This is a genomic window from Marinobacter profundi, from assembly GCF_002744715.1.
Taxonomy (GTDB): Bacteria; Pseudomonadota; Gammaproteobacteria; order Pseudomonadales; family Oleiphilaceae; genus Marinobacter; species Marinobacter profundi.
The window spans coordinates 20313-39631 of the sequence record NZ_KZ319371.1 but is presented as its reverse complement, the minus strand read 5'-3'; the positions used below and the strand labels follow the sequence as shown (position 1 = coordinate 39631).

The following is a 19319-nucleotide window of genomic DNA, read 5'->3' as shown; positions in this document are numbered from 1 at the left end:
AATCGCGTGGTACGGTTTGGCCCGCCTTGCTGATCCCCATCAGATCAGCCGGTTACCGTTTTTGTAGCCTCTTTTCGGGGCTATTGTCGTGGAGGAGAGGTGGCATAACTGTACTCACGGTACGGTTACCCGGAGGACACGACAATGAGCAAGGGTGAGGAAACACGGGAACGGATTCTGGCGATCATGGAGGAATCGGTGTTGCAGAAAGGCTTTGGTGCCACCTCGATTGAAGAGGTGATCACCGAGGCGGGCATCACCAAGAGTGGATTCTTCTACCACTTCCAGAACAAGAATGCGCTGGCCAAGGCCTTGTTGCTGCGTTACCTGGAACGGGAAGATGTGATACTGGATGACGTCTTCAATCGTGGCCGTGACCTGGCGGAAGACCCGCTGCAGGCGTTTCTGGTGGGACTCAAGCTGCTGGCGGAACTCATGGCCAATCTGCCCCAGGAGCATCCCGGCTGCCTGGTGGCAACCTGCTGCTACCAGGAGAGCCTGTTTGACCGGGAAGTCCGGGAGCTGAACCGGCGTATTGTGCTGCACTGGCGGCAGCGCTTCCGGTCATTGCTGGAAGCCATCGCGGAGCGCTACCCGTCGCGCTGTGAGGTTAACCTGGATGAGTTGGCCGACATGGTGTCGGCCACCATTGAGGGGGGCCTGGTACTGGGGCGGGCCACCGGCGACCGGCAAATTCTCCCGGCCCAGATCCTGCTCTTGCGTAGCTATATCCGGCTGTTGTTCGAACCGGACCGGGCCACGGTGCACTGAAGGCCGGCCAGACCGGTTAGTGGACTTCCTCGGCCTGGCGGGCTCGGATCAGCGTCGGCCGCCCCGTTTCCAGGGCTTTGAGCAGTTGGCTGCGCTTCTGCTGAATGGCCCCGGCGGCCTGCTCCCGTACCGGGCCAAAGCCGCGAACCTCGGCAGGCAGTTCGGCGAGCTGCAGGAAGGTGTCGTAGTTGTCCGCCGTCAGCTCTCCGGGGATACGGGTGACCAGCGCGCGGTAATCGGCCAGCAGGCTGCGGTCCAGCTTGCGGTCCGCGGAATAGCGGAACGGGTCGAGCGGGGTGCCACGCAGGCGGCGCAGGCGGGCGAGGACGCCCATCACCCGGAGCATCCACGGCCCAAAGCGACGTTTACGGGGCCGGCCGTCGGCGTCGAGGCCCTTGCCCAGTAAAGGCGGGGCCAGGTGGAAGGCAATCTGGTAGTCGCCCTCAAAGGTGTTCTCAACCTCCTTGAGGAAGTCGGTTTCGGTGAACAGCCGGGCCACTTCATACTCGTCCTTGTAAGACATCAAGCGGAACAGTTGCTGGGCGACGGCACGGGTCAGCAGCTGACTTTGGCTGTCCAGTTGCTGTTCTGCCGCCCGCACTGCCCCGACCAGGCCCCGGTAACCATCCGCCCAGGCGCGGTTCTGGTAAGCCACCAGGTGGCGGTAACGGGTTTCGATCTGCTCATCCAGGGTTGGTTCCTGCCCGGTCTGGCGGTCGTTGCCGGAGGCGGATTCGGGCTCGTCACTGACCAGTGCAGTGACGGCCTGCGGGGTGGCAGCCGCAAGCCGCCCCCAGCCGAAGGCTTCCATGTTGCGGTCCACCGCGACACCGTTCAGTTCGATGGCGCGCATCAGGGCCGCTTCCGACACCGGTACCAGGCCCTTCTGCCAGGCATACCCCAGCATCAGTACATTGGAAAACACGGTATCGCCCAGCAGTTTTTCGGCCAGGCCATTGGCGTCGGTGCGGTCGAAGCGCTCGACGCCGACCGTGTCGCGGATCAGGTCCAGGCGCTTGTCGGCCTGCATGTCGGCATCCCGGTACAGCACATAGTCTGCCGTGGGCAGCTCAGCCTCGTTGGCCACCACCCGGGTGTGATTGGGCCGCATGACGGCGAGCGCCTTCTGGGACGAGGCCACCACCAGGTCGCAGGCGATGACGGCATCTGCCTGGCCGGCGCCGATACGGACCTGACGCAGTTGCTGCGGCGAGGGTGCCAGCCGCACGTAGCTGAGTACAGTGCCGCCTTTCTGGGCGAAGCCCATGAAGTCCAGCACCGAGGCACCCCGCGCTTCGAGGTGGGCAGCCATGGTGATCAGCTGGCCTACGGTAACCACACCCGTGCCGCCGACACCTCCTACCAGCAGGTTGTAGGAACCTTTCAGGGCAGGCACGGCAGGCGCCGCCACCCGGGCCAGGTGCTGCTGCAGCAGCGAGCCGGTATCCATTGCCCGGGACTTGCGCAGCCGGCCGCCTTCGATCGTGACGAAGCTCGGGCAAAAGCCACTGACACAGGAGAAATCCTTGTTGCAGGACGACTGATCAATCCTGCGTTTGCGGCCCAGACCGGTTTCTCGTGGCACCACCGAGAGGCAGTTGGACTGCACCGAGCAGTCGCCGCAGCCCTCACAGACGTGGTGGTTGATGAATGCACGTTTCGCCGGGTCAGGGAAGGTTCCGCGCTTGCGGCGGCGACGCTTCTCGGCGGCACAGGTCTGGTCATAGATCAGTACAGTGCAGCCCGGGATCTCCCGCAACTCCCGCTGGACTGCATCCAGCTCCTCGCGACCGTGGAAGGTCACGTCCTCCGGGAACTGATTATGGTGGTCGTCGTACTTTTCCGGCTCATCGCTGAGTACCACGATGCGGCGGACACCTTCGGCGGCAACCTGCCGGGCAATCATCGGTACGGTAATCCGGCCATCGACCGGCTGGCCACCGGTCATCGCCACGGCATCGTTGAACAGGATCTTGTAGGTGATGTTGATACCGGCGGCTATCGCCTGGCGGATGGCCATGGAGCCGGAGTGGAAGTAGGTGCCTTCGCCCAGGTTCTGAAACACGTGGGGATTGCCGGTATAGCGGGCCTTGCCGATCCAGTTGACTCCCTCGCCACCCATCTGGATGAGGGATTCGGTATTGCGCCCCATCCAGGAGGCCATGAAGTGACAGCCGATCCCGGCCAGCGCCTTGCTGCCTTCCGGCACTTTGGTGGAGGTGTTGTGGGGGCAGCCCGAGCAGAAATAGGGCAGGCGACGGACGCCCCCGGGTTCCTGCATGGCCGGGTAGCTGTTGATGGCATCCAGCCGGTTGTCAAAGTCGGCGCCAAAGAAACGTTGTAACCTAGCGGCCAGAAAGCCGGCCACCAGCCTGGGGCTGAGTTCACCAACGTAGGGCATCAGCGGTCGGCCCTGCTCATCCTGTTTGCCGGTGATCAGTACATCTCCGGGGCGGTCCGGCTCGGACATGTACTCCTTGATCTGGCTTTCGATGATGCCGCGCTTTTCCTCGATGACCAGGACCTCTTCCTTGCCGTGGACGAAATTCAGGATGCCCTTGCGCTCCAGCGGCCACACCATGCCGACCTTGTAGATATCGAGCCCCAGTTCGCCGGCGCGGGCTTCGTCGATACCCAGCATGTCCAGTGCTTCCAGCAGGTCCAGGTGCCCCTTACCGGTGGTGACAATGCCGAAGCGGGCCCGGGGGTTGTTGTACAGGCAGCGGTCGATGGGGTTGGCGCGGGCAAACGCCTGCACGGCCGCCAGTTTGTGCTCGATGCGGGTTTCCAGTTGCGGTCCGGGCAGGTCCGGCCAACGGTAATGCAGGCCGTCTGCCGGTGGCGTGAAGTCTTCCGGGTCGCGAAACGCCGGCACCGGCGGCAGGTCCACCGAAGCCACACTTTCCACCGTCTCGGAAATGGCCTTGAAGCCGACCCAGCAGCCGCTGTAGCGGGACAGGGCATAACCCCAGAGACCGAATTCCAGGTACTCCGCGATGTTGGCCGGGTTGATGGTCGGCATGAACCAGGCCATGAAGGCGACATCCGATTGATGCGGCATCGAAGACGACACACAGCCATGGTCGTCACCGGCCACCACCAGCACCCCGCCGCGGGGTGAGCTGCCGTAGGTGGTGCCGTGCTTGAGCGCATCGCCGGCGCGATCGACGCCGGGGCCTTTGCCATACCAAAGGCCGAACACGCCATCTACCTGACGATCCTCGTCGCTCTCCACCTGCTGGGTGCCAAGCATGATGGTCGCGGCCAGGTCCTCGTTGATGGCGGGTACAAAATCGACGCGGTTGTCGGCCAGCAGGTCCTTGGCCTGCCACAGGGCCTGGTCATAGGCGCCCAGGGGCGAACCGCGATAGCCGCTGATCATGCCGGCGGTATTCAGGCCGTTGCGACGGTCCAGCCGGGCCTGCATCAGGGGGATCCGCACGAGAGCCTGGGTGCCGGTGAGAAAGACCCGCCCGGTTTGTCGAAGGTAGCGGTCTTCCAGCTTGTAGTCGTCAAGTTGCGGGGAATCGGCGGACATGGCCGTGAGCTCCTTTCCTGCGGGGGAATTGTTGTTGTCACTGAGTGAAATTCTAGAGAGATTGCGTTTGAAGGTGCTTGCTATTTGAACAGTGGGATTCAGCGTTTGCGAAAGAAGCTTTGATAAAAGACAATAATAAGAAAGAAAATTTGATAAAAGGCAGGTGTTACCAAATGAAACAGCCCGAGTTGGATCGATTCGATCGCCGCATCCTCGCCGAACTGCAGGCGGATGGCCGTATCAGTAACCAGTTGCTGGCGGAAAAGGTGGGATTGTCACCGGCTGCCTGTTGGCGTCGGGTACGGACCCTCGAGGAAGAGGGGGTGATACAGGGCTACAGTGCCCGGCTCGATCCGGAAAAGCTGGGGCAGGGCCTGTGCGTGCTGGTCAATCTGTCCCTGCAGCGCCATACCATTGACAGTACCGCCGGTATCGAGCGGGAAGTGCGCAGCTATCCGGAGGTCCTGCAGTGTTTTGCGGTGACTGGCAACGCAGATTTTGTGTTGCGGGTGGTGGTGCCGGACATGGCGTCGTACGACCGCTTCCTCAACGAAAAGATCTTTACCCTGACGGGTATAGCCAATGTTCATTCGAACTTTGCGTTACGTGAGATCAAGAATACCCACTCGGTGCCGGTTGCCGACTGACTTCAAGGTTCGCCAGCCGGGCCGGCACCCTTGCCAGGTCAGTCGAAGCGTCGTGCCTGGGTAAACCTGCCGCGCCAGTAGAGGCCGTTCAGGCTGGACTCGGTTACCCCGACTGACGTGGAGGCATGAATAAACCGGTCTCCCCCCATGTAGATGCCGGCGTGTTGCTCGCGCCCCCGGATGTTGAAGAACACCAGGTCGCCAACCCGGAGCTGGTCCTGGGGTACCGATCTGCCCTCGGTCAGCATCTGGCGCGTGGTGCGCGGCAGGTGACGGTCCAGCCCCTCCGCGAAGGCCTGGCGAATGAATCCCGAGCAGTCAAAACCTTTCGGGGTGGTGCCGCCATACTGGTACGGAACGCCCTGGTAACGCTCGAAGACTTGCCTTAGCCGGTCGACTGTGGCCGACTGTGGCACCGGACCAGCGGTGTTACCGGTTTCAGTCCGTGGCGCGTGGATGTCAGTGGTGACGGACGGGGGTTGTGGCGACACCTGGGGCTGCTGGCTGGCGCAGCCAGCGAGCACCAGCGCCCACAGCATGGCCAGAATGGCCGGTTTGAAGGTCCTGGTATTCAGGTTGGCGGGGTTCTGTTCAGCCACCCGGCAAAGCAGCCCCTGAGCGGAAAGACGCATGGATCACCAAGCTGTGGGTATGGACAATACCCGATCACTTTATAAGGAAGCGGCCTGGTTGTCAGGTTACGATTGCCAGGGTTTTAGAGTTCCAGGGTTTCAGGTGTTCAGGGAGACGAAATTCAATGATTTCCAGAGTCTTGTTGCTGGCATCATGTGCCGCATTCGTGGCGTTGTCGGGCTGCGTGAGCTTTGACCAGAGCAACTATCCGGCCGATTGGTCCGAGGTGGTGGCGGATAACAGCGATTGCAGCGCGGTCAATGGTGAGTACCGAGCACAGCTGAGCCGGCAGACTTACCCCCATCCCCAGGGTGACCAGCTGTTGGCGCTGACCCTGTTGCCCGGAGAACAGCGGCTCAATCTGGTGCAGTCGGTGTCCCTCAGCCTTGAAGACAATGACTCCCTGGTAGTCTCCGGCCATACGCCGGGCGGGGCCGTGCTGGTGCGGCAGCACTACCGGGAAAGTGACGGGGTCTTTGACTGTTACGATGGCTGGCTGGTGTTCCGGCCGTCGAAAGTGCCCGGGGTCCGGCGCGCGCCTGATAACCCGGTAGTCGGGCTGACCTGGAGCGACGTGGCGTTTCGCAATGCGGTCGACGGCTCGTTGATCATGCATGAGACCGGGGGCGCCATCGGGCTCGCCTTTCTGCTGGTTCCTGTTTATGCCGAAACGGGCAGCTGGTATCTGTTCGAGCGGGTTCCGGCGCCACAGAAACAATAACCTGGACGGAATAGGTCACGGTATGGAAGATTTCAGATTCTTATCGGTAAAGAACCATCGATGCTGAAGATTTCGAACGCGGTCGAGTTGGCCGACTGGGAGATCGAGATTACCCAGATTCGCGCCCAGGGTGCCGGTGGCCAGAACGTCAACAAGGTGGCCTCGGCGGTGCATCTGCGTTTCGATATCCTGCATTCCAGCCTGCCGCCGTTCTACAAGGAGCGGCTTATGGCGCTGTCTGACCAGCGCATCAGCAAGGAAGGTATTGTGGTCATCAAGGCCCAGAGTTTCCGCACCCTCGAGCTGAACAAGGAAGATGCCCTGAACCGCCTGCGCGAACTGATTCAGGGCGCGGTGAAGCAGCAGAAGGCGCGCCGTCCCACGAGGCCGACCAAAGGCTCGCAGACTCGCCGGGTCGACAAGAAAACCCATAAGGGAAAGATCAAGGCATTGCGGGGCAAGGTCCAGCCCTGACACTCCAGCATGAAGTCGTCCTTCCGGGAGGCGCGAGCCGTCCGCCAGGCGCCGGGTGATTCCCGTCGCCGCTTTGTGTTATGTTATAACACTCCTGACTTCTCTCACCTCCCGGACGCCCGCCATGAAACAACCGATCCCTACCAGTCTGATCCTCGGCTTTCTCGGGGCGGGCAAGACCACCGCCATTCTTGACCTGCTCAGGCACAAACCTGCAGGTGAAGTATGGGCCGTGCTGGTCAACGAATTTGGCGAGGTAGGTATCGACGGGGCGATGCTGGAAACCGAAGGTGCCTTTGTCAGGGAGGTGCCGGGGGGGTGCATGTGCTGCGTTGCCGGTTTGCCGATGCAGATCGGACTGAATCAACTGATTCACAAGGCAAAGCCGGACCGGTTGTTGATTGAACCCACCGGGCTGGGCCACCCTTCCCAGATCATCGAAACCCTGACCAATGAGCATTATCACGATGTGCTGACCCTGGGGCCGGTTATTTGCCTGGTGGATCCGCGCCGGCTGGCAGATCCGCGGGTACTGGACAATGTGCAGTTCCGTGATCAGGTGGCGGCGGCGGACATCCTGGTGGCAAACAAGGCCGACCTGTGTACGTTGGACCAACTGGCCGAATTCGACCGTTGGGCGGAACAACTTCAGCCGGCAAAACGCGCGGTCTGCCATACCCGTTACGGTCGTCTCGATGCGCGCTGGCTGGATGGCGTAACGGACCTGCCGCAGGTGAGCGAGCCGGGCGCCCATCATCACCATCATCCCGAGCCGGAAAAACCGGTGCCACCGTCGGTGGTGGAGGAACCCTGGCAACAGGTATGCAACCAGGGACAGGGACACTTCAGTGTGGGCTGGCGCCTGCATCCGGACCTGGTACTGGACGAGACGGCGTTGCTGGTGCTGGCGATGGATGGCCGGTTGCAGCGGTTCAAGGCCGTGGTGCACTCCACCGAAGGCTGGCGAGTGGTCAACGTGGCGGACGGTGCCCTGAGCGTATCAGCCACCGAACCCCGCGAACTGTCGCGACTCGAGGTGATCAGCGGTGAACCGCTGGATGAGCAAGCGCTGGATGCGCAACTGCGGCTGGCCCTGGCAGGACGGGCCACTAATCCTGACGGCTCTGCTTCCTGATCAGTTCCGCGGAATCATTTCGCGGATTGTTGACCGCCGGTGATACCGGCCAGGCGGTCAATTGCCGGGCCGGCAGGCGGTGGCTCACTGCCCGGATCTGCTGCCGGTCAGTGATATCGGGGTTGAGCCAGTCCGCCAGGCAGCCGGGATCAAGCACCACCGGCTGGCGATCGTGAATGTGACGAAGGTGCTCTGCTGCCGGTTCGGTGATGATGGCGCAGGCGGTGGTTTCATCTCCTTCAAAGGGCGTCCAGAGGCCGGCAAAAAACAGTGTGGCGTACTTGCTGTCGTCAGAGCGGGTAATGTACCAGGGCTGCTTCACGGGGCCTTCCCGGGTCCATTCGTACCAGCCATTGGCGGGAATCACGCAGCGGTGGTGGGCAAAGGCCTCGCTGAAGTAGCGGGACCTTGCCGCGGTTTCAGCGCGGGCATTGATCGGCGCAGGTGCCGTGTCGCCCGCCCAGGTCGGGCGAAAGCCCCAGAGTGAGGGGGCCATGACGGCAGGACCGCTCAAGCGGGCGCGGATCATCGGGATTCCCACCCCTGGCGTGATGTTGTAGCGGGGCGGAAATTGCCCGTCTACTTCCAGGCCGTCCGGAAAATAGTTCAGCAGCAGGGTTTCCGGAGGGGTGTAGTAGGTGAATCGTCCGCACATGGTGTTCCGGTCTCTCAGTCCTGGTGCCAATAGCATGGCACCGGCGCCGTCTGCCGGCAAACCGGACCCGGGCCTCTGGCGCTGGCGGGCACTCCTGTGTATCTTCCGGTCATCATGAACAATACTCCCGAGTCCTCTTTCGAACGCTGTCCGGTCTGCCAGGGCAGTGGTTCCCTGCGACATCTCGTAACCATCCGCGAGGTACCCTACTGGCGTTGCGAGCGCTGCCAGTGCACGCTGATGGACGCTCGCTGTCGGCTATCGCCGGATGACGAGCAGGAAGTCTATCGGCTCCATGACAACCAGCCGGAAGATCCCGGCTACCGCCGCTTTCTCAATAAACTGGCCGGGCCGTTGCTGGCGAGGCTTGCCCCGGGCAGCGAGGGGCTGGATTTCGGTTGCGGCCCGGGCCCTGCGCTGGCCATGATGTTGCGTGAAGCGGGGATGCAGGTCCGCCTCTTTGATCCGCTCTTTTATCCGAACCATGGGGCGCTGGCGGGGCAGTATGAGTTCGTTACCTGTACCGAGGTGGTGGAACATCTCCATCACCCCCTGGAGACCTTCAGCTTGCTGGACCGGCTGCTGAAGCCAGGTGGCCTGCTGGGGGTAATGACCTGCTTCCAGACGGATGACAGCCGCTTTGCCAACTGGCATTACCGCCGTGATCCGACCCATGTGGTGTTCTATCGGGAGGCTACGTTACAGTGGCTTGCCGACCATTTTGGCTGGGTTCTGGAGATTCCCGCCAAAGACGTCGCGATTTTCCGCAAGCCGCTCAGTCAGCCGCCGGTACCGGGCAACGGATGACCGGACAGGACTCGCTGGCCGGCGCCGCTGCCAGGTCCGGGGTGCTCCCGAAGCGGTCCGGGTTCAACTGCGCCGCACACGCCGCCGCGTCCCTGGCGGAAACCCCGCAGCCCTGGTGCGCCAGGGCGTGGGCGAGATTGTTCCAGCCTGCGGCGACATCGGGAAACCTATCGGTCAGCCGCTGATAATGGCGGCTGGCCGCTGCCCAGTCCTGCCTGCTGTATGCAATGTTGCCCTGGCCCAGCACGGCGGCGGGCTGATCCGGCCAGACCTGCTCGGCGGTCTGATAGGCCTGGTTGGCGGCATCGAAGCGGTTGGTGCTTTCGAGGTCGCTGGCGGCCATCAGGTAATCCACCGGCTTGGCGGTAGCCGGCACCTCGTCGGGTGGCATCATCACTACCGCCCAGTTTCCGGCACGGCTCCAGGTTGCCATGAACACTTCTACCGTCTCCCGGTGTGCCTCGCGGGTATCCGTGTGCAGGATAATACGCCGGTCGTCGGCATCGAACCCGATGACGACCGCAAAATGCCATTGCGGCCACCAGCTCAGCCGCAGATTCTGCATTACCAGCACCGGATTACCCGCAGCGACTTCCGTCAGCAGGGTTTCGAGGGTGCCATCCAGTGGATAAACCAGCAGATCATGGCTGCGGGCGGCGGCCACCAGCTCCACTTGCAGGGAGCCCTGGCGGCCTGGCAGGTAGACGAGCTCTTTCAGGTCATCGGGGTTCCGGTTCATGCCCCGGCTGTTCAGCATCATGGCGAGCGAGGCCGGACCACACTGGTAGCGCTCCTGGGGATGGAAGGGCACTTGGTCGAGCTGGACACTGCGGTCGAGCCGGACACTGCGGTCGAGGCGCACATTGGCGTCGCCGACAGCGACCGCGGGCCATTGCGGCTGTGTGGCGCAGCCTGCAAGCAGAACCGCCAGCACAAGGCTGGCGGTTCTGAGCATGTGTCTGCCTGTTGATCGGTTCATCCCGGCCGGGCACCTATCGGATACAGTTGATGAACGAGAAGATATTGGTGGCACACAGCATGTCGGTGATGATGAAGACCAGCAAGAACAGCACGATAATGCCTACGACGTCTTCACCAACCGGTGCTTCGGCCAGTTGTTGTTCGAAGGAAGCGAGCTCGGTGGGTGTCAGGTTCTGGATCCGTTGTTCCACCTGCTCCTGGGTTACTCCCATGTCGGCCAGCTTGGCTTTGACCTCTTCCCGTTCCAGCATGTCCAGCAGTGCCTGACGGTCAAGCTCCACGCGCTGTTCCGTCAACAGTTCGCCGGTACCGACCACGCCGGCCGCCGCGGGTGCGGCACCGACCGTGACCGCAGCCATCAGAAGGGCCATGAAAAACGAGATATACCTCATGTGCTTGCGAAAACCCTGCATTCCAGACTCCCTATGCCTTCAGCGAGGCCGTTATTGTGGAGAAGGTACCTGCAGTCAGCAAAGAACTGCATTCCCTTTTTAAAGTAGAGAGGCAGTTGTTAAAGATCAATATGCTGCCTCCGTCTACAGTTGGACCCTGAGGCGCCGTTCCGGCCAGTTCAGGCTGGCGGAACGGGTGACCATTAGCCCTGTCAGGCCAGGGAAGTCGTTCCCTCTTCCCGTTACCATTTGGTTAAGAATTGTACGGTTAGACGTGATTCTCAGAAAACCCTGTTAGAATCCCCGAGACTATTTTTCAGAAATCCGGACCCGTTTCCGGATGGCCGAGTTGATTCGTGAGGATATCCCGATGCTGAAGAGGCGCCAAACACGCACTCTGGCAGCCACCTTGTGTGCCGCAGTTCTTTCCATGGTTCCCCCGCTTTCCCAGGCGGCAGATCTTGACAGTTCGCTGTTGGCCAGGATGGCATCTGCTGCACCGGACCTGAACCGGGACGTGCTGGAAAAGGCCTTCGCCGCCTCCAGTTGTGCGATCCGTAACGGCGTAACCTCGCCGGAGCGGCTGGCGGTGATCGACTTTTCACTGCCGTCCAGCGAGAAGCGGTTATGGGTGTTCGATCTCAGCCGTGGTGATCTGGTGCTGAAGGATCTGGTGGCTCACGGTCGCAACTCTGGCGATGCCAGCGCCAGTTCGTTTTCCAACCGCGAGGGTAGTCACCAGTCCAGTGTTGGCCTGTTTCTCGCCAGTGAGACCTATTATGGCAAGCACGGGTACTCACTGCGCATGGATGGCCTGGAGCCAGGATTCAATGACCATGCCCGTCAGCGCGCGATCGTTATCCATGGTGCAGACTATGTGGCGGATTCCTGGATCGAAAAGTACGGCCGCATCGGCCGCAGCCAGGGTTGTCCGGCGGTACGCCAGGAAGTTATCCAGGAAGTCGTCGACAATCTCAAGGGCGGGCAGCTGGTCTTCAAGTATTACCCTGATGAGCGCTGGCTCCAGTCTTCAGCCTATCTGAACTGTGGCCAGTCCGATGTCGCCCACGCCAATCTCGGTGATGCTGGCCAGAGCTGAGCAGTTGCCCCTCCAGGGCACCAACCTGAATCCGGCTGGCGGGTCTTGCGAATGACTGGCCTGCCCGCCGGGTTTCCGGCTATTTCTCGTCGTCGACTTCCTCTTTGGCCTGCAGGATTCGTTGCAGGTTTTCGTGTAACAGCGCTTCCAGCTTGATCAGCTTTACCCGGTTTTTTTCATTCGGCCGATTGGTGTACAGGTCGACATACGTCCGGGTGACTTCATGAAGGATCGGATGCAGCTTTTTATACTCTTCATCGGACATGACGCTACTCCTTGTCGTTTCAGGTCTGATGCATTCAGCAGCCTCTGATTAACTATGGCCCAGCCGGCCCGAATTGCCAGTTTGCGGATGGCAGGGTGCAAGGTTTCAGAAGGTGGACATGCCGGTTGCTTCCATAACCCGGTACCGCCAGTAGCGCCAGCGGGATTCGTCTGCATAGTCTTCATAAGGCAGGCTGAGCACCGGCTGGTTGCCAGGGCCCTGCTGCCATTTGCGGTCAAAGGCGAGACGGGCTCCGTCCAGCACCGCTGACGGCCCGGTGCCCCGGATCCACACGTCGGTTTCCAGGTTCAGGTTGTCCAGGTTACGACGGGTGAAGTTGGCGGAGCCCATCAGAATCTGCCAGCTACCTGCGTCGTCACGTCGCATCAGCATCTTGCTGTGGCATTGCTCACCATGGGTGTTGCACCAGCGCACCGGGATGCCGGCACGGGTCAGTTCCATGGCAACCTGGCGGTTGGGGATGCCGCTCTTGTCGTGGCCGAAAGCCTCATTATTGGGGTCGAGCAAGACGCGGATTCTGGAGCCGCGGCCATGGGCTGCAACAAGAGCTTCGACGATGTCCCGGTGAGACAGGTAGAAAATCGACAGCTCGAGGGCCGCGTCGGCTCCGGAGGATCGGATCATCTCCAGGGCGGCATCGCGAATTGCGGCCTCGGTGACAACCTGCAGTGATTCGTCGCCCTGTTGACGATCGGTTGCGCTTTCCGGAATGGTGATGTCGATAACGTCGGAGTCGGCGCCGGACAGTGCCAGGGCTGCCTTTTCAGTAGCGAGCAGGTCGGTAACGGCCTCGCCGCCAAAGCTCAGTGCGGTATTGCTGTGCTGACTGCTGCCATCGTGGGGGTTGGCGGAGGTGACCAGTGCCCGGTAGCTGTCTCCGTCATCCACAATCAGCGTCTTGCGATGATTGGCCTTGAAGTTCAGCAGGGCCAGGTAGCTGCGCAGTGGCACCGGGTCCGGCCCCAGGGCATTGGGTAACCAGCCACCATCCGCGGAGTTGCCCAGCCACTGGCAGCACAATCGCCACCAACCGGACCACAGGGGGTTGGTGTCCCGCAAGCGTTCCAGGCGGGTTTCAACCACCGGAATGCCGGCATCCCGTAAGGCGTCGAAATAGGGCGAGCGGGTGCCGCCGTACATGGTGTTGAGCGGGTCGGTGATAACGATGATGCGGATATCCGCGACGGCTTGCTTCCTGGCAATCAGCGCCCTGGTGAGCTCCTCGGACAGTGCCCGGTGGCGGTCATGGGGACGGGTGTCGTTGAACAGAAACATGTCGACAAGGATGAGCTTCTCCGCCTGCCCGATCAGCCGGAACACCTCATCAAAAATCTGATGCTCCAGCTGCAGATTGCCCTGCTGGTCACGATAGGTCAGGTCGGTAAGGAACTTCGGAGCGACCAGCGGGCGCTGCGGACCTTCGAAATTCAGTCCGGCGGGCAGTGGTTTCAGGGTGTGGTACAGCGCGGTGCCGGTTACGGCGACCACGAGCAGTGCGAGGAGAAACTTCAGTGTCATCGGCGGGCTTCCCGGCTTCCCAATATCTGCCAGTGACTATACTGCATCCCGGATGACATCAGAAATCCGGCAGTAAGCGTAGTGCGAAACGGGCAGTGCTACTCCGGGATAAGGCAGGTGAGACGGTGGAAACTGGGGTTGTACTGAGCGGAGGAGGTGCCCGGGCTGCGTATCAGGTGGGCGTGCTGCGGGCGATTTCCGATATGTATCCGGACTGGAGTCATCCCTTCCGGGTTATTGTGGGGACGTCAGCCGGGGCCATCAATGCAATGGCCCTGGCCGGTGGTGGCAGCATTTTCCGCCACAATGTCTCCCGCCTGGAAGGCCTCTGGGGGGAGTTGGCTGCCGGCCAGATCTATAAAAGCAACACGCTGGACCTGTTTCGCAATATGACCGGGGTTGCGCGCCGGCTGATTGCCGGCAGTGAGCACTGCGCTCCCATTGCACTGCTGGATAACTCGCCGTTGCGAAAACTGCTGGGGCGCGAGGTGGATTTCGGGCTGATCCGGCGTGCCATTGATGAGGGTGAGTTGAAGGCGGTAGGGGTTAATGCCTGCAGCTATTCCACCGGCCAGAACGTGTGTTTTTACGAAGGGCCGGAAGACCTGGGAGGCTGGCTGACCGGCCAGCGTTGTGGTGTCCGGACCGAGCTCGGTCTCGATCATGTCATGGCGTCTTCGGCTATTCCCACGGTGTTTCCTCCGGTACGGATCGGCCAGGAGTTCTATGGTGACGGCATTACCCGTCAGATGGCCCATATCAGTCCCGCACTGCGCCTGGGGGCCGGCAAGGTACTGGTTATCGGGGTCAGTGCCAATGGTCAGTGCCCGGTCAAACCGCCGCCCCGTCACGACACCCCGGAAGCCCCAAATTTCGCGCATGTCATTGCCCATGTTTTCAATGGCATGTTTCTCGATACGCTGGACTATGACATCGACCGGCTGAGGCTGATCAACCAGCTGTTGGGCCTTATTCCCCGGGCCCGCCTGGAGCGCGCCGGGCTTGACCTGCAGCCGGTGGAGTTGCTGGAGATTTCTCCCAGCCAGCCCCTTGATGAAATTGCCGCCAGGTACATGGATGGCATTCCGCTGGTGTTGCGTAACCTGGTCGGATCGGCGGAGCACGGTCACCCTTCGACCGCAAGCCTCGCCAGTTACCTGCTTTTTGATAGTCGCTTTTGTAAGGCCCTGATACGTCTGGGATATGAGGATGCCCAGGCCCATGCGGGTCAGATTGACCGGTTTTTTGGTGTCGATACCCGGTGAGGCCAGTTTATTGACGGTTTGCAAGCCATTGTGCTGGTTATTGCCCAGCGTTGTGCCGGAATGTAATTTTTTGTGCGTTGCAGACCTGACGGGGAACCGAGAGCGTACCAATCCTTACACACGCAGGGCCTCTTCGGGCCTATAGTATCTGCCTGATCTGAAATGGACTGCTCCGATGTCTGATATTAGCCGCACTCTGGTTCTACTTGCGCCTCTCGTTCTGCTTGCTGCCTGTGGTGGCGGCTCCGGTGGTGATTCCCGTCCGGCGGCGGTTGCGCCTGTCGCCGAATCCGAGAGCGGTTCGCTGGATGCCGGTGCAGGCACCGTGATGCTGTCCGGCTGTGAGGTGGAGGCGTACCAGGCAGAGCTGTGGCAGCGCGTCAACCAGGCCCGCTCGCAGGCCCGCAGTTGCGGCAATGAGCAATTCGATGCTGTCGCACCGGTTACCTACAGCTGTAGGTTGGAGGGTGCGGCCGAGCGTCACAGCGGCGATATGGCGGACAATAACTTCTTCAGTCATACCGGGTCTGATGGCTTGCGGGTTTCTCATCGGGTGTCGGCAACCGGGTACGACTGGTCCATCGTCGGGGAGAACATTGCTGCCGGGTTCGGCGAGGTGACAGACGTGGTGAATGGCTGGCTCGAGAGCCCCGGCCACTGTCGCAATCTGATGGATCCCAGGTTCACCGAGATGGCCGTCAGCCGCATCCTGACGAATGCCGCCGACTATGATAACTACTGGACCCAGGTTTTTGCGGCGCCACGCTGAGCCAGCATCAGTAAGGTGGTGTTGTCGGCAGTGAGGCAGATGCCGGGGTTTCTCGAGGTTTGTTTCGCGCAACGTGAAGCCGGTCTCAATTGAACATTCACTTACAAAAATAGCACCGGTTCCCCTGTTGCTATCTTTTTGAAGCCCATAGACTTTCCGGATCCCCAAACGGAGTTCCAGGAAGTTGTGAATCCGGTCAGTGCAGTTCTCTCGCGAATATTCAGCCTGCGGCTGGCCATACTGGCACTGACTCTGATGCTGGTGCTGGCCGGCGAAACGCCCGGGTTTCTGGCCGCACTCGACCAGATGATGCTCGGCCTGCCTGGTTACCCGTACTCATCCGTTCCGGTCGCGCCCTTCTGGTCGGATGCCGTGGTTCACGTCGGTCTGGTTGTCTCGGCCCTCTACCTGGTGATTGCCGTCCCGCGCCTTGGGGCAGCTGTTGCGCTTCCCGTCACCCTGCTGATTGGCTGCCTCCTCCTGGTGACGCAGGCGGCCCTGATGTTCTACCACGACAGCTGGCTTCCTCTGGGTGAGGTGGTGTCATTCCTGGTCGGCGGTTACCTCCTTATGCTGTTCTGGCTGCAGCCCCGGCGGGAAAACCTTGCCCTTGCCGAGAGTAACGGAGTGGCGCGCCTGCAGCTTGGCCGGCTGTTGCTGCAGCAGGGCCGGGCCGACGAGGCGGGGGCGGCGCTGGCGGCGTGTTCACCGAGCGATACGGTTCTCGGTCTGTTGTACGACATAGCCATCGTCCAGGAGCGCAAGCGACAGTATGACAAGGCGGCGGCCAGTTACCGCGACATTCTGAAGCGGGACAAGGGTTTCCGGGATGTTGCCAAGCGACTGGCCGCACTGGAGGCACTGGCCGGCCAGAGTGGTTACCCCGGCGTCGATGGCTTTGATGCCAACAGGACCCTGGTCATCCCGGAACAGAGTCTCAGCAGGCCAACGCTCGGTCGCTACGAGATTGAACGGGAAATCGGTCGCGGTGCCATGGGCGTGGTTTATCTTGGCCGCGACCCCCGGATTGCCCGCACCGTGGCCATCAAAACCCTGAACTGTGCAGCCTTCGAGGAGCAGGAGGCTGGTGCACTGAAGGCGCGTTTCTTCCGCGAGGCCGAGGCAGCGGGGCGGTTGAGTCACCCGGCCATCGTCACCGTTTATGATGTCGGTGAAGACGCGGATCTGGCGTACATCGCCATGGATTTTGCCCGCGGGCGGCCGCTCAGTGACTTCAGCCGGCCAAGAAAGCTGCTGCCGCTTGCCACCGTGCTCGACATTGTCGGCCGGGTTGCCGAGGCACTGGACTATGCTCACGGCCACCAGATCGTCCACCGCGATATCAAGCCCGGCAACATTATCTATGACCCTGCTACCGGGGAGGTGCGGATCACCGATTTCGGTATTGCCAAGATCGCCGATGACTCCCGGACCCGGACCGGTAGTGTGATGGGCAGTCCTCTTTACATGTCCCCCGAACAGTTGAAGGGGAGCAAGGTAACCGGCCACTCGGATATCTACAGTCTGGGGGTGACCCTGTACAAGCTGGTCTCCGGCGAGACCCCCTACGACGGTGACACGCTTGCCAGCCTGACCTACCAGATTCTCAACAAACGCCCGCGCAGTGTCCGTGAGTGGCGTCCGGAGTTGCCACAGGGCGTGGTCCGGCTGATCAACAAAGCCATACAGCGGGAGCCGGACAAGCGGTTTGCCAGTGCTGGCGCCATGGCTGAGGCGATCCGGCGGGTGCTGGTTCGCGAAACGGAACGGGTGGTCTCATGACGTGTTTTGCCGTGGCCGGATTGTCCGATGCCGGTGTTCGGAGGGCGGTCAATGAGGATGCGGTGGCCTGGCGGGTAAGTCAGGCGGGGGATCAGGCGTTGCTCGTCGTTGCCGACGGCATGGGTGGCTATGCGGGTGGCAGCGTGGCGAGTGAGCTTGCGGTTGCCGCCGTGCTGGAGGTGATTGGTCCCAAACTGGAAATACCGGATCAGGATCCCATGACAATGGATGATGCGATCCAGGCAGCGTTCAACCTGGCGCAGCGGCGGATCCTGTCGCGGCGTCAGCAGATGCCGGCGCTGGCAAAGATGGGCACAACCCTGGTTCTGGCCTGGATTCGTGACGATGAAGCTCACATTGCCCATCTGGGAGATTCCCGCTGCTATCTGATCCGCGGTGGGGAAGTGCAGTGCCAGACCCGCGACGACACCGTGGTACAGAAGATGCTCGAGGACGGCAGCATCAACGAGCGCGATGTTCCGAAAGTGCCCTTCCGCAATGTTCTTACGCGAGCCCTGGGCGGCTCATCGGATGTGCTGGCGAGCATGCGCAGGATCGATCTGCTTGCCGGAGATCGCCTGCTGCTCTGTTCCGACGGGTTGACCGGGGCGCTGCCGGAGAGCTGCTGGTCCGGATTACTTGGTGGGGAGGCGTCGTCTGCAGAACAGGTCCGTCAGCTGGTTGACGCCAGTCTGGCCAACCAGGCGAGCGATAACGTCTCTGTGGTTTTGTTAACTGTGCTCTAACTGAGGATTTTCCGATGGCATCACTGTCCCAGCTTGTCGACAATGTTGTGGTCATGTCGTTTGACCTCGATCAGTCCCTCGTGACGATTGGTCGGCGGGCGGAAAACAGCATCCGCATCGACGAGATTTCGGTCAGCGGCCAACATGCTGTGATCGAAGCGATTCCCAATGCTTACCTCGATGGTGTTACCGATTACTACATCTCGGACTGCAACAGCACCAACGGCACACTGGTGAATGACCTGCGGGTCAGCGAGCGTCAGCGCCTGAACAGTAATGATCTGATCCGCATCGGCTGGAACGAGTTCCGCTTTATTGATGACAGCGAGAATGCGCTGGAGCAAACCGCCTACATTCTCGAGGAGTAACGTGCGTTAGCGACTGGACCGGTTGGTAACCAGGTGCAGGAAGCGGCGCAGCAGGCCAGTTGCTTCCGGGGTATCGGTCACGGCAGCGAGCAGGGTTTCCGGCCGCTGGTTTTCGGCGCGCAGGCTGTCAGCCTGGATCTCGAGGTAGGCTCGCATCACCTCGGCACTGAATTCCGGGTGGAACTGCACGCCCCAGGCACAGCGGCCAATCCGGTAGGCCTGGTGGGGTTCAAAGTCCGTTGATGCCAGCAACACGGCTCCCGGTGGCAGGCTGATGACGGACTGGCGGTGAGTAAGCTGGGCCGGGAAGCGTTCCGGCAGGCCCTCGAAGAGCGGGTCCTGGCGGGCCGCCTCATGAAGCCGGATGCAGTGGGTTCCGGATTCGCGACCGCGAGGGTGGTTGTCCACCTGGCCGCCGGTTCCGTGAGCCAGCAACTGGTGGCCATAGCACACGCCCAAGACCGGAATCTCCCGTTCGACGGCCTCGGCAAGCCATTTTGCGGTCGCCTCGCTCCAGCCGGCCCGGTCCGTCACCATGGCCGGAGATCCGGTCACCACGATGCCGTCCCAGTCGGCTACCGGCCCGCAGGAATCGCCACCCGTCACATCAATTACGGTAATCTGCGGACCGGGCCCGAGCGCGGTGATGAACCAGTCCTCGAAATCCCCGAACCGCTCGCTGACGGAGGGGAAAGTCCGGCCGGTCTTGATAATGGCGATTCGCGTCATCGG

Annotated in this window: 20 protein-coding genes; 12 read left to right on the top strand and 8 right to left on the bottom strand. The window is 61.4% G+C overall.

The window, feature by feature from the left end; all coding sequences use genetic code 11:
• Positions 1-144 precede the first annotated feature (144 nt).
• Positions 145-771, top strand: coding sequence for a TetR/AcrR family transcriptional regulator (locus CLH61_RS10500; protein ID WP_099614696.1), 627 nt, complete (start codon positions 145-147; stop codon positions 769-771).
• A 16-nt stretch (positions 772-787) separates the two neighbouring features.
• Here CLH61_RS10500 and CLH61_RS10495 read toward each other — a convergent pair whose 3' ends face one another.
• Positions 788-4309 (bottom strand): indolepyruvate ferredoxin oxidoreductase family protein, encoded by a 3522-nt coding sequence (locus CLH61_RS10495; protein WP_099614695.1) that lies wholly within the window; start codon positions 4307-4309, stop codon positions 788-790.
• A 173-nt stretch (positions 4310-4482) separates the two neighbouring features.
• Here CLH61_RS10495 and CLH61_RS10490 point away from each other — a divergent pair, with 173 nt between their 5' ends.
• Positions 4483-4956 (top strand): Lrp/AsnC family transcriptional regulator, encoded by a 474-nt coding sequence (locus CLH61_RS10490; RefSeq protein WP_099614694.1) that lies wholly within the window; start codon positions 4483-4485, stop codon positions 4954-4956.
• Positions 4957-4994: 38 nt separating this feature from the next.
• Here CLH61_RS10490 and CLH61_RS10485 read toward each other — a convergent pair whose 3' ends face one another.
• Entirely contained in the window at positions 4995-5588 is a 594-nt protein-coding gene (locus tag CLH61_RS10485; RefSeq protein ID WP_228152609.1) for a C40 family peptidase, read from the bottom strand.
• Between the two features lie 125 nt (positions 5589-5713).
• On the opposite strand from CLH61_RS10485, the gene CLH61_RS10480 reads away from it, so the two are divergent.
• From CLH61_RS10480 to CLH61_RS10470, 3 genes are all read left to right on the top strand, one after another.
• The gene (locus CLH61_RS10480) at positions 5714-6310 is read left to right on the top strand and encodes a hypothetical protein (protein WP_099614693.1); all 597 of its coding nucleotides are present in this window, start codon (positions 5714-5716) and stop codon (positions 6308-6310) included.
• A gap of 60 nt (positions 6311-6370) precedes the next feature.
• Complete coding sequence (gene arfB / locus CLH61_RS10475; RefSeq protein WP_099614692.1) at positions 6371-6784, top strand: alternative ribosome rescue aminoacyl-tRNA hydrolase ArfB; 414 nt, start codon at positions 6371-6373, stop codon at positions 6782-6784.
• A gap of 124 nt (positions 6785-6908) precedes the next feature.
• Entirely contained in the window at positions 6909-7919 is a 1011-nt protein-coding gene (locus CLH61_RS10470) for a CobW family GTP-binding protein (protein WP_099614691.1), read from the top strand.
• On the opposite strand, the gene CLH61_RS10465 is transcribed toward CLH61_RS10470, so the two are convergent.
• Positions 7894-8574 carry an SOS response-associated peptidase gene (locus CLH61_RS10465; RefSeq protein WP_099614690.1) on the bottom strand — a complete coding sequence of 227 codons (681 nt, stop codon included), beginning with the start codon at positions 8572-8574 and terminating at the stop codon, positions 7894-7896. The genes CLH61_RS10470 and CLH61_RS10465 overlap by 26 nt on opposite strands.
• A 114-nt stretch (positions 8575-8688) precedes the next feature.
• On the opposite strand from CLH61_RS10465, the gene CLH61_RS10460 reads away from it, so the two are divergent.
• On the top strand, positions 8689-9381 hold the full coding sequence (locus CLH61_RS10460) for a class I SAM-dependent methyltransferase (protein WP_099614965.1): 693 nt from the start codon (positions 8689-8691) through the stop codon (positions 9379-9381).
• Here the strand turns inward: CLH61_RS10460 and CLH61_RS10455 are convergent.
• Together CLH61_RS10455 and CLH61_RS10450 are read right to left on the bottom strand one after the other, a co-directional pair.
• On the bottom strand, positions 9350-10336 hold the full coding sequence (locus tag CLH61_RS10455) for a PA2778 family cysteine peptidase (RefSeq protein ID WP_228152608.1): 987 nt from the start codon (positions 10334-10336) through the stop codon (positions 9350-9352). The two genes, CLH61_RS10460 and CLH61_RS10455, sit on opposite strands and share 32 nt — an antisense overlap.
• 37 nt (positions 10337-10373) lie before the next feature.
• Positions 10374-10775 carry a PA2779 family protein gene (locus CLH61_RS10450; protein ID WP_099614688.1) on the bottom strand — a complete coding sequence of 134 codons (402 nt, stop codon included), beginning with the start codon at positions 10773-10775 and terminating at the stop codon, positions 10374-10376.
• Positions 10776-11184: 409 nt separating this feature from the next.
• Here CLH61_RS10450 and CLH61_RS10445 point away from each other — a divergent pair, with 409 nt between their 5' ends.
• On the top strand, positions 11185-11853 hold the full coding sequence (locus CLH61_RS10445; RefSeq protein ID WP_099614964.1) for a murein L,D-transpeptidase catalytic domain family protein: 669 nt from the start codon (positions 11185-11187) through the stop codon (positions 11851-11853).
• A 79-nt stretch (positions 11854-11932) separates the two neighbouring features.
• Here CLH61_RS10445 and CLH61_RS10440 read toward each other — a convergent pair whose 3' ends face one another.
• The gene (locus tag CLH61_RS10440; RefSeq protein ID WP_099614687.1) at positions 11933-12118 is read right to left on the bottom strand and encodes a hypothetical protein; all 186 of its coding nucleotides are present in this window, start codon (positions 12116-12118) and stop codon (positions 11933-11935) included.
• Positions 12119-12223: 105 nt separating this feature from the next.
• On the bottom strand, positions 12224-13657 hold the full coding sequence (locus CLH61_RS10435; RefSeq protein ID WP_099614686.1) for a phospholipase D-like domain-containing protein: 1434 nt from the start codon (positions 13655-13657) through the stop codon (positions 12224-12226).
• A gap of 125 nt (positions 13658-13782) precedes the next feature.
• Between CLH61_RS10435 and CLH61_RS10430 the strand changes: the two genes are divergently transcribed.
• The 5 genes from CLH61_RS10430 (at position 13783) to CLH61_RS10410 (ending at position 18587) form a co-directional block, all read left to right on the top strand.
• On the top strand, positions 13783-14922 hold the full coding sequence (locus CLH61_RS10430; RefSeq protein ID WP_099614685.1) for a patatin-like phospholipase family protein: 1140 nt from the start codon (positions 13783-13785) through the stop codon (positions 14920-14922).
• A 175-nt stretch (positions 14923-15097) separates the two neighbouring features.
• On the top strand, positions 15098-15691 hold the full coding sequence (locus CLH61_RS10425; RefSeq protein WP_099614684.1) for a CAP domain-containing protein: 594 nt from the start codon (positions 15098-15100) through the stop codon (positions 15689-15691).
• Positions 15692-15877: 186 nt separating this feature from the next.
• A complete protein-coding gene (locus CLH61_RS10420) occupies positions 15878-17473 on the top strand; it encodes a serine/threonine-protein kinase (RefSeq protein WP_099614683.1) in 1596 nt (531 codons plus the stop codon).
• Positions 17470-18219 carry a PP2C family protein-serine/threonine phosphatase gene (locus tag CLH61_RS10415; protein WP_099614682.1) on the top strand — a complete coding sequence of 250 codons (750 nt, stop codon included), beginning with the start codon at positions 17470-17472 and terminating at the stop codon, positions 18217-18219. The genes CLH61_RS10420 and CLH61_RS10415 overlap by 4 nt, the downstream gene beginning before the upstream one ends.
• Positions 18220-18233: 14 nt before the next feature.
• Positions 18234-18587 carry an FHA domain-containing protein gene (locus tag CLH61_RS10410; RefSeq protein WP_099614681.1) on the top strand — a complete coding sequence of 118 codons (354 nt, stop codon included), beginning with the start codon at positions 18234-18236 and terminating at the stop codon, positions 18585-18587.
• A gap of 6 nt (positions 18588-18593) precedes the next feature.
• Here CLH61_RS10410 and CLH61_RS10405 read toward each other — a convergent pair whose 3' ends face one another.
• Positions 18594-19316, bottom strand: coding sequence for a glutamine amidotransferase (locus CLH61_RS10405; protein WP_099614680.1), 723 nt, complete (start codon positions 19314-19316; stop codon positions 18594-18596).
• Between the last annotated feature and the right edge of the window lie 3 nt (positions 19317-19319).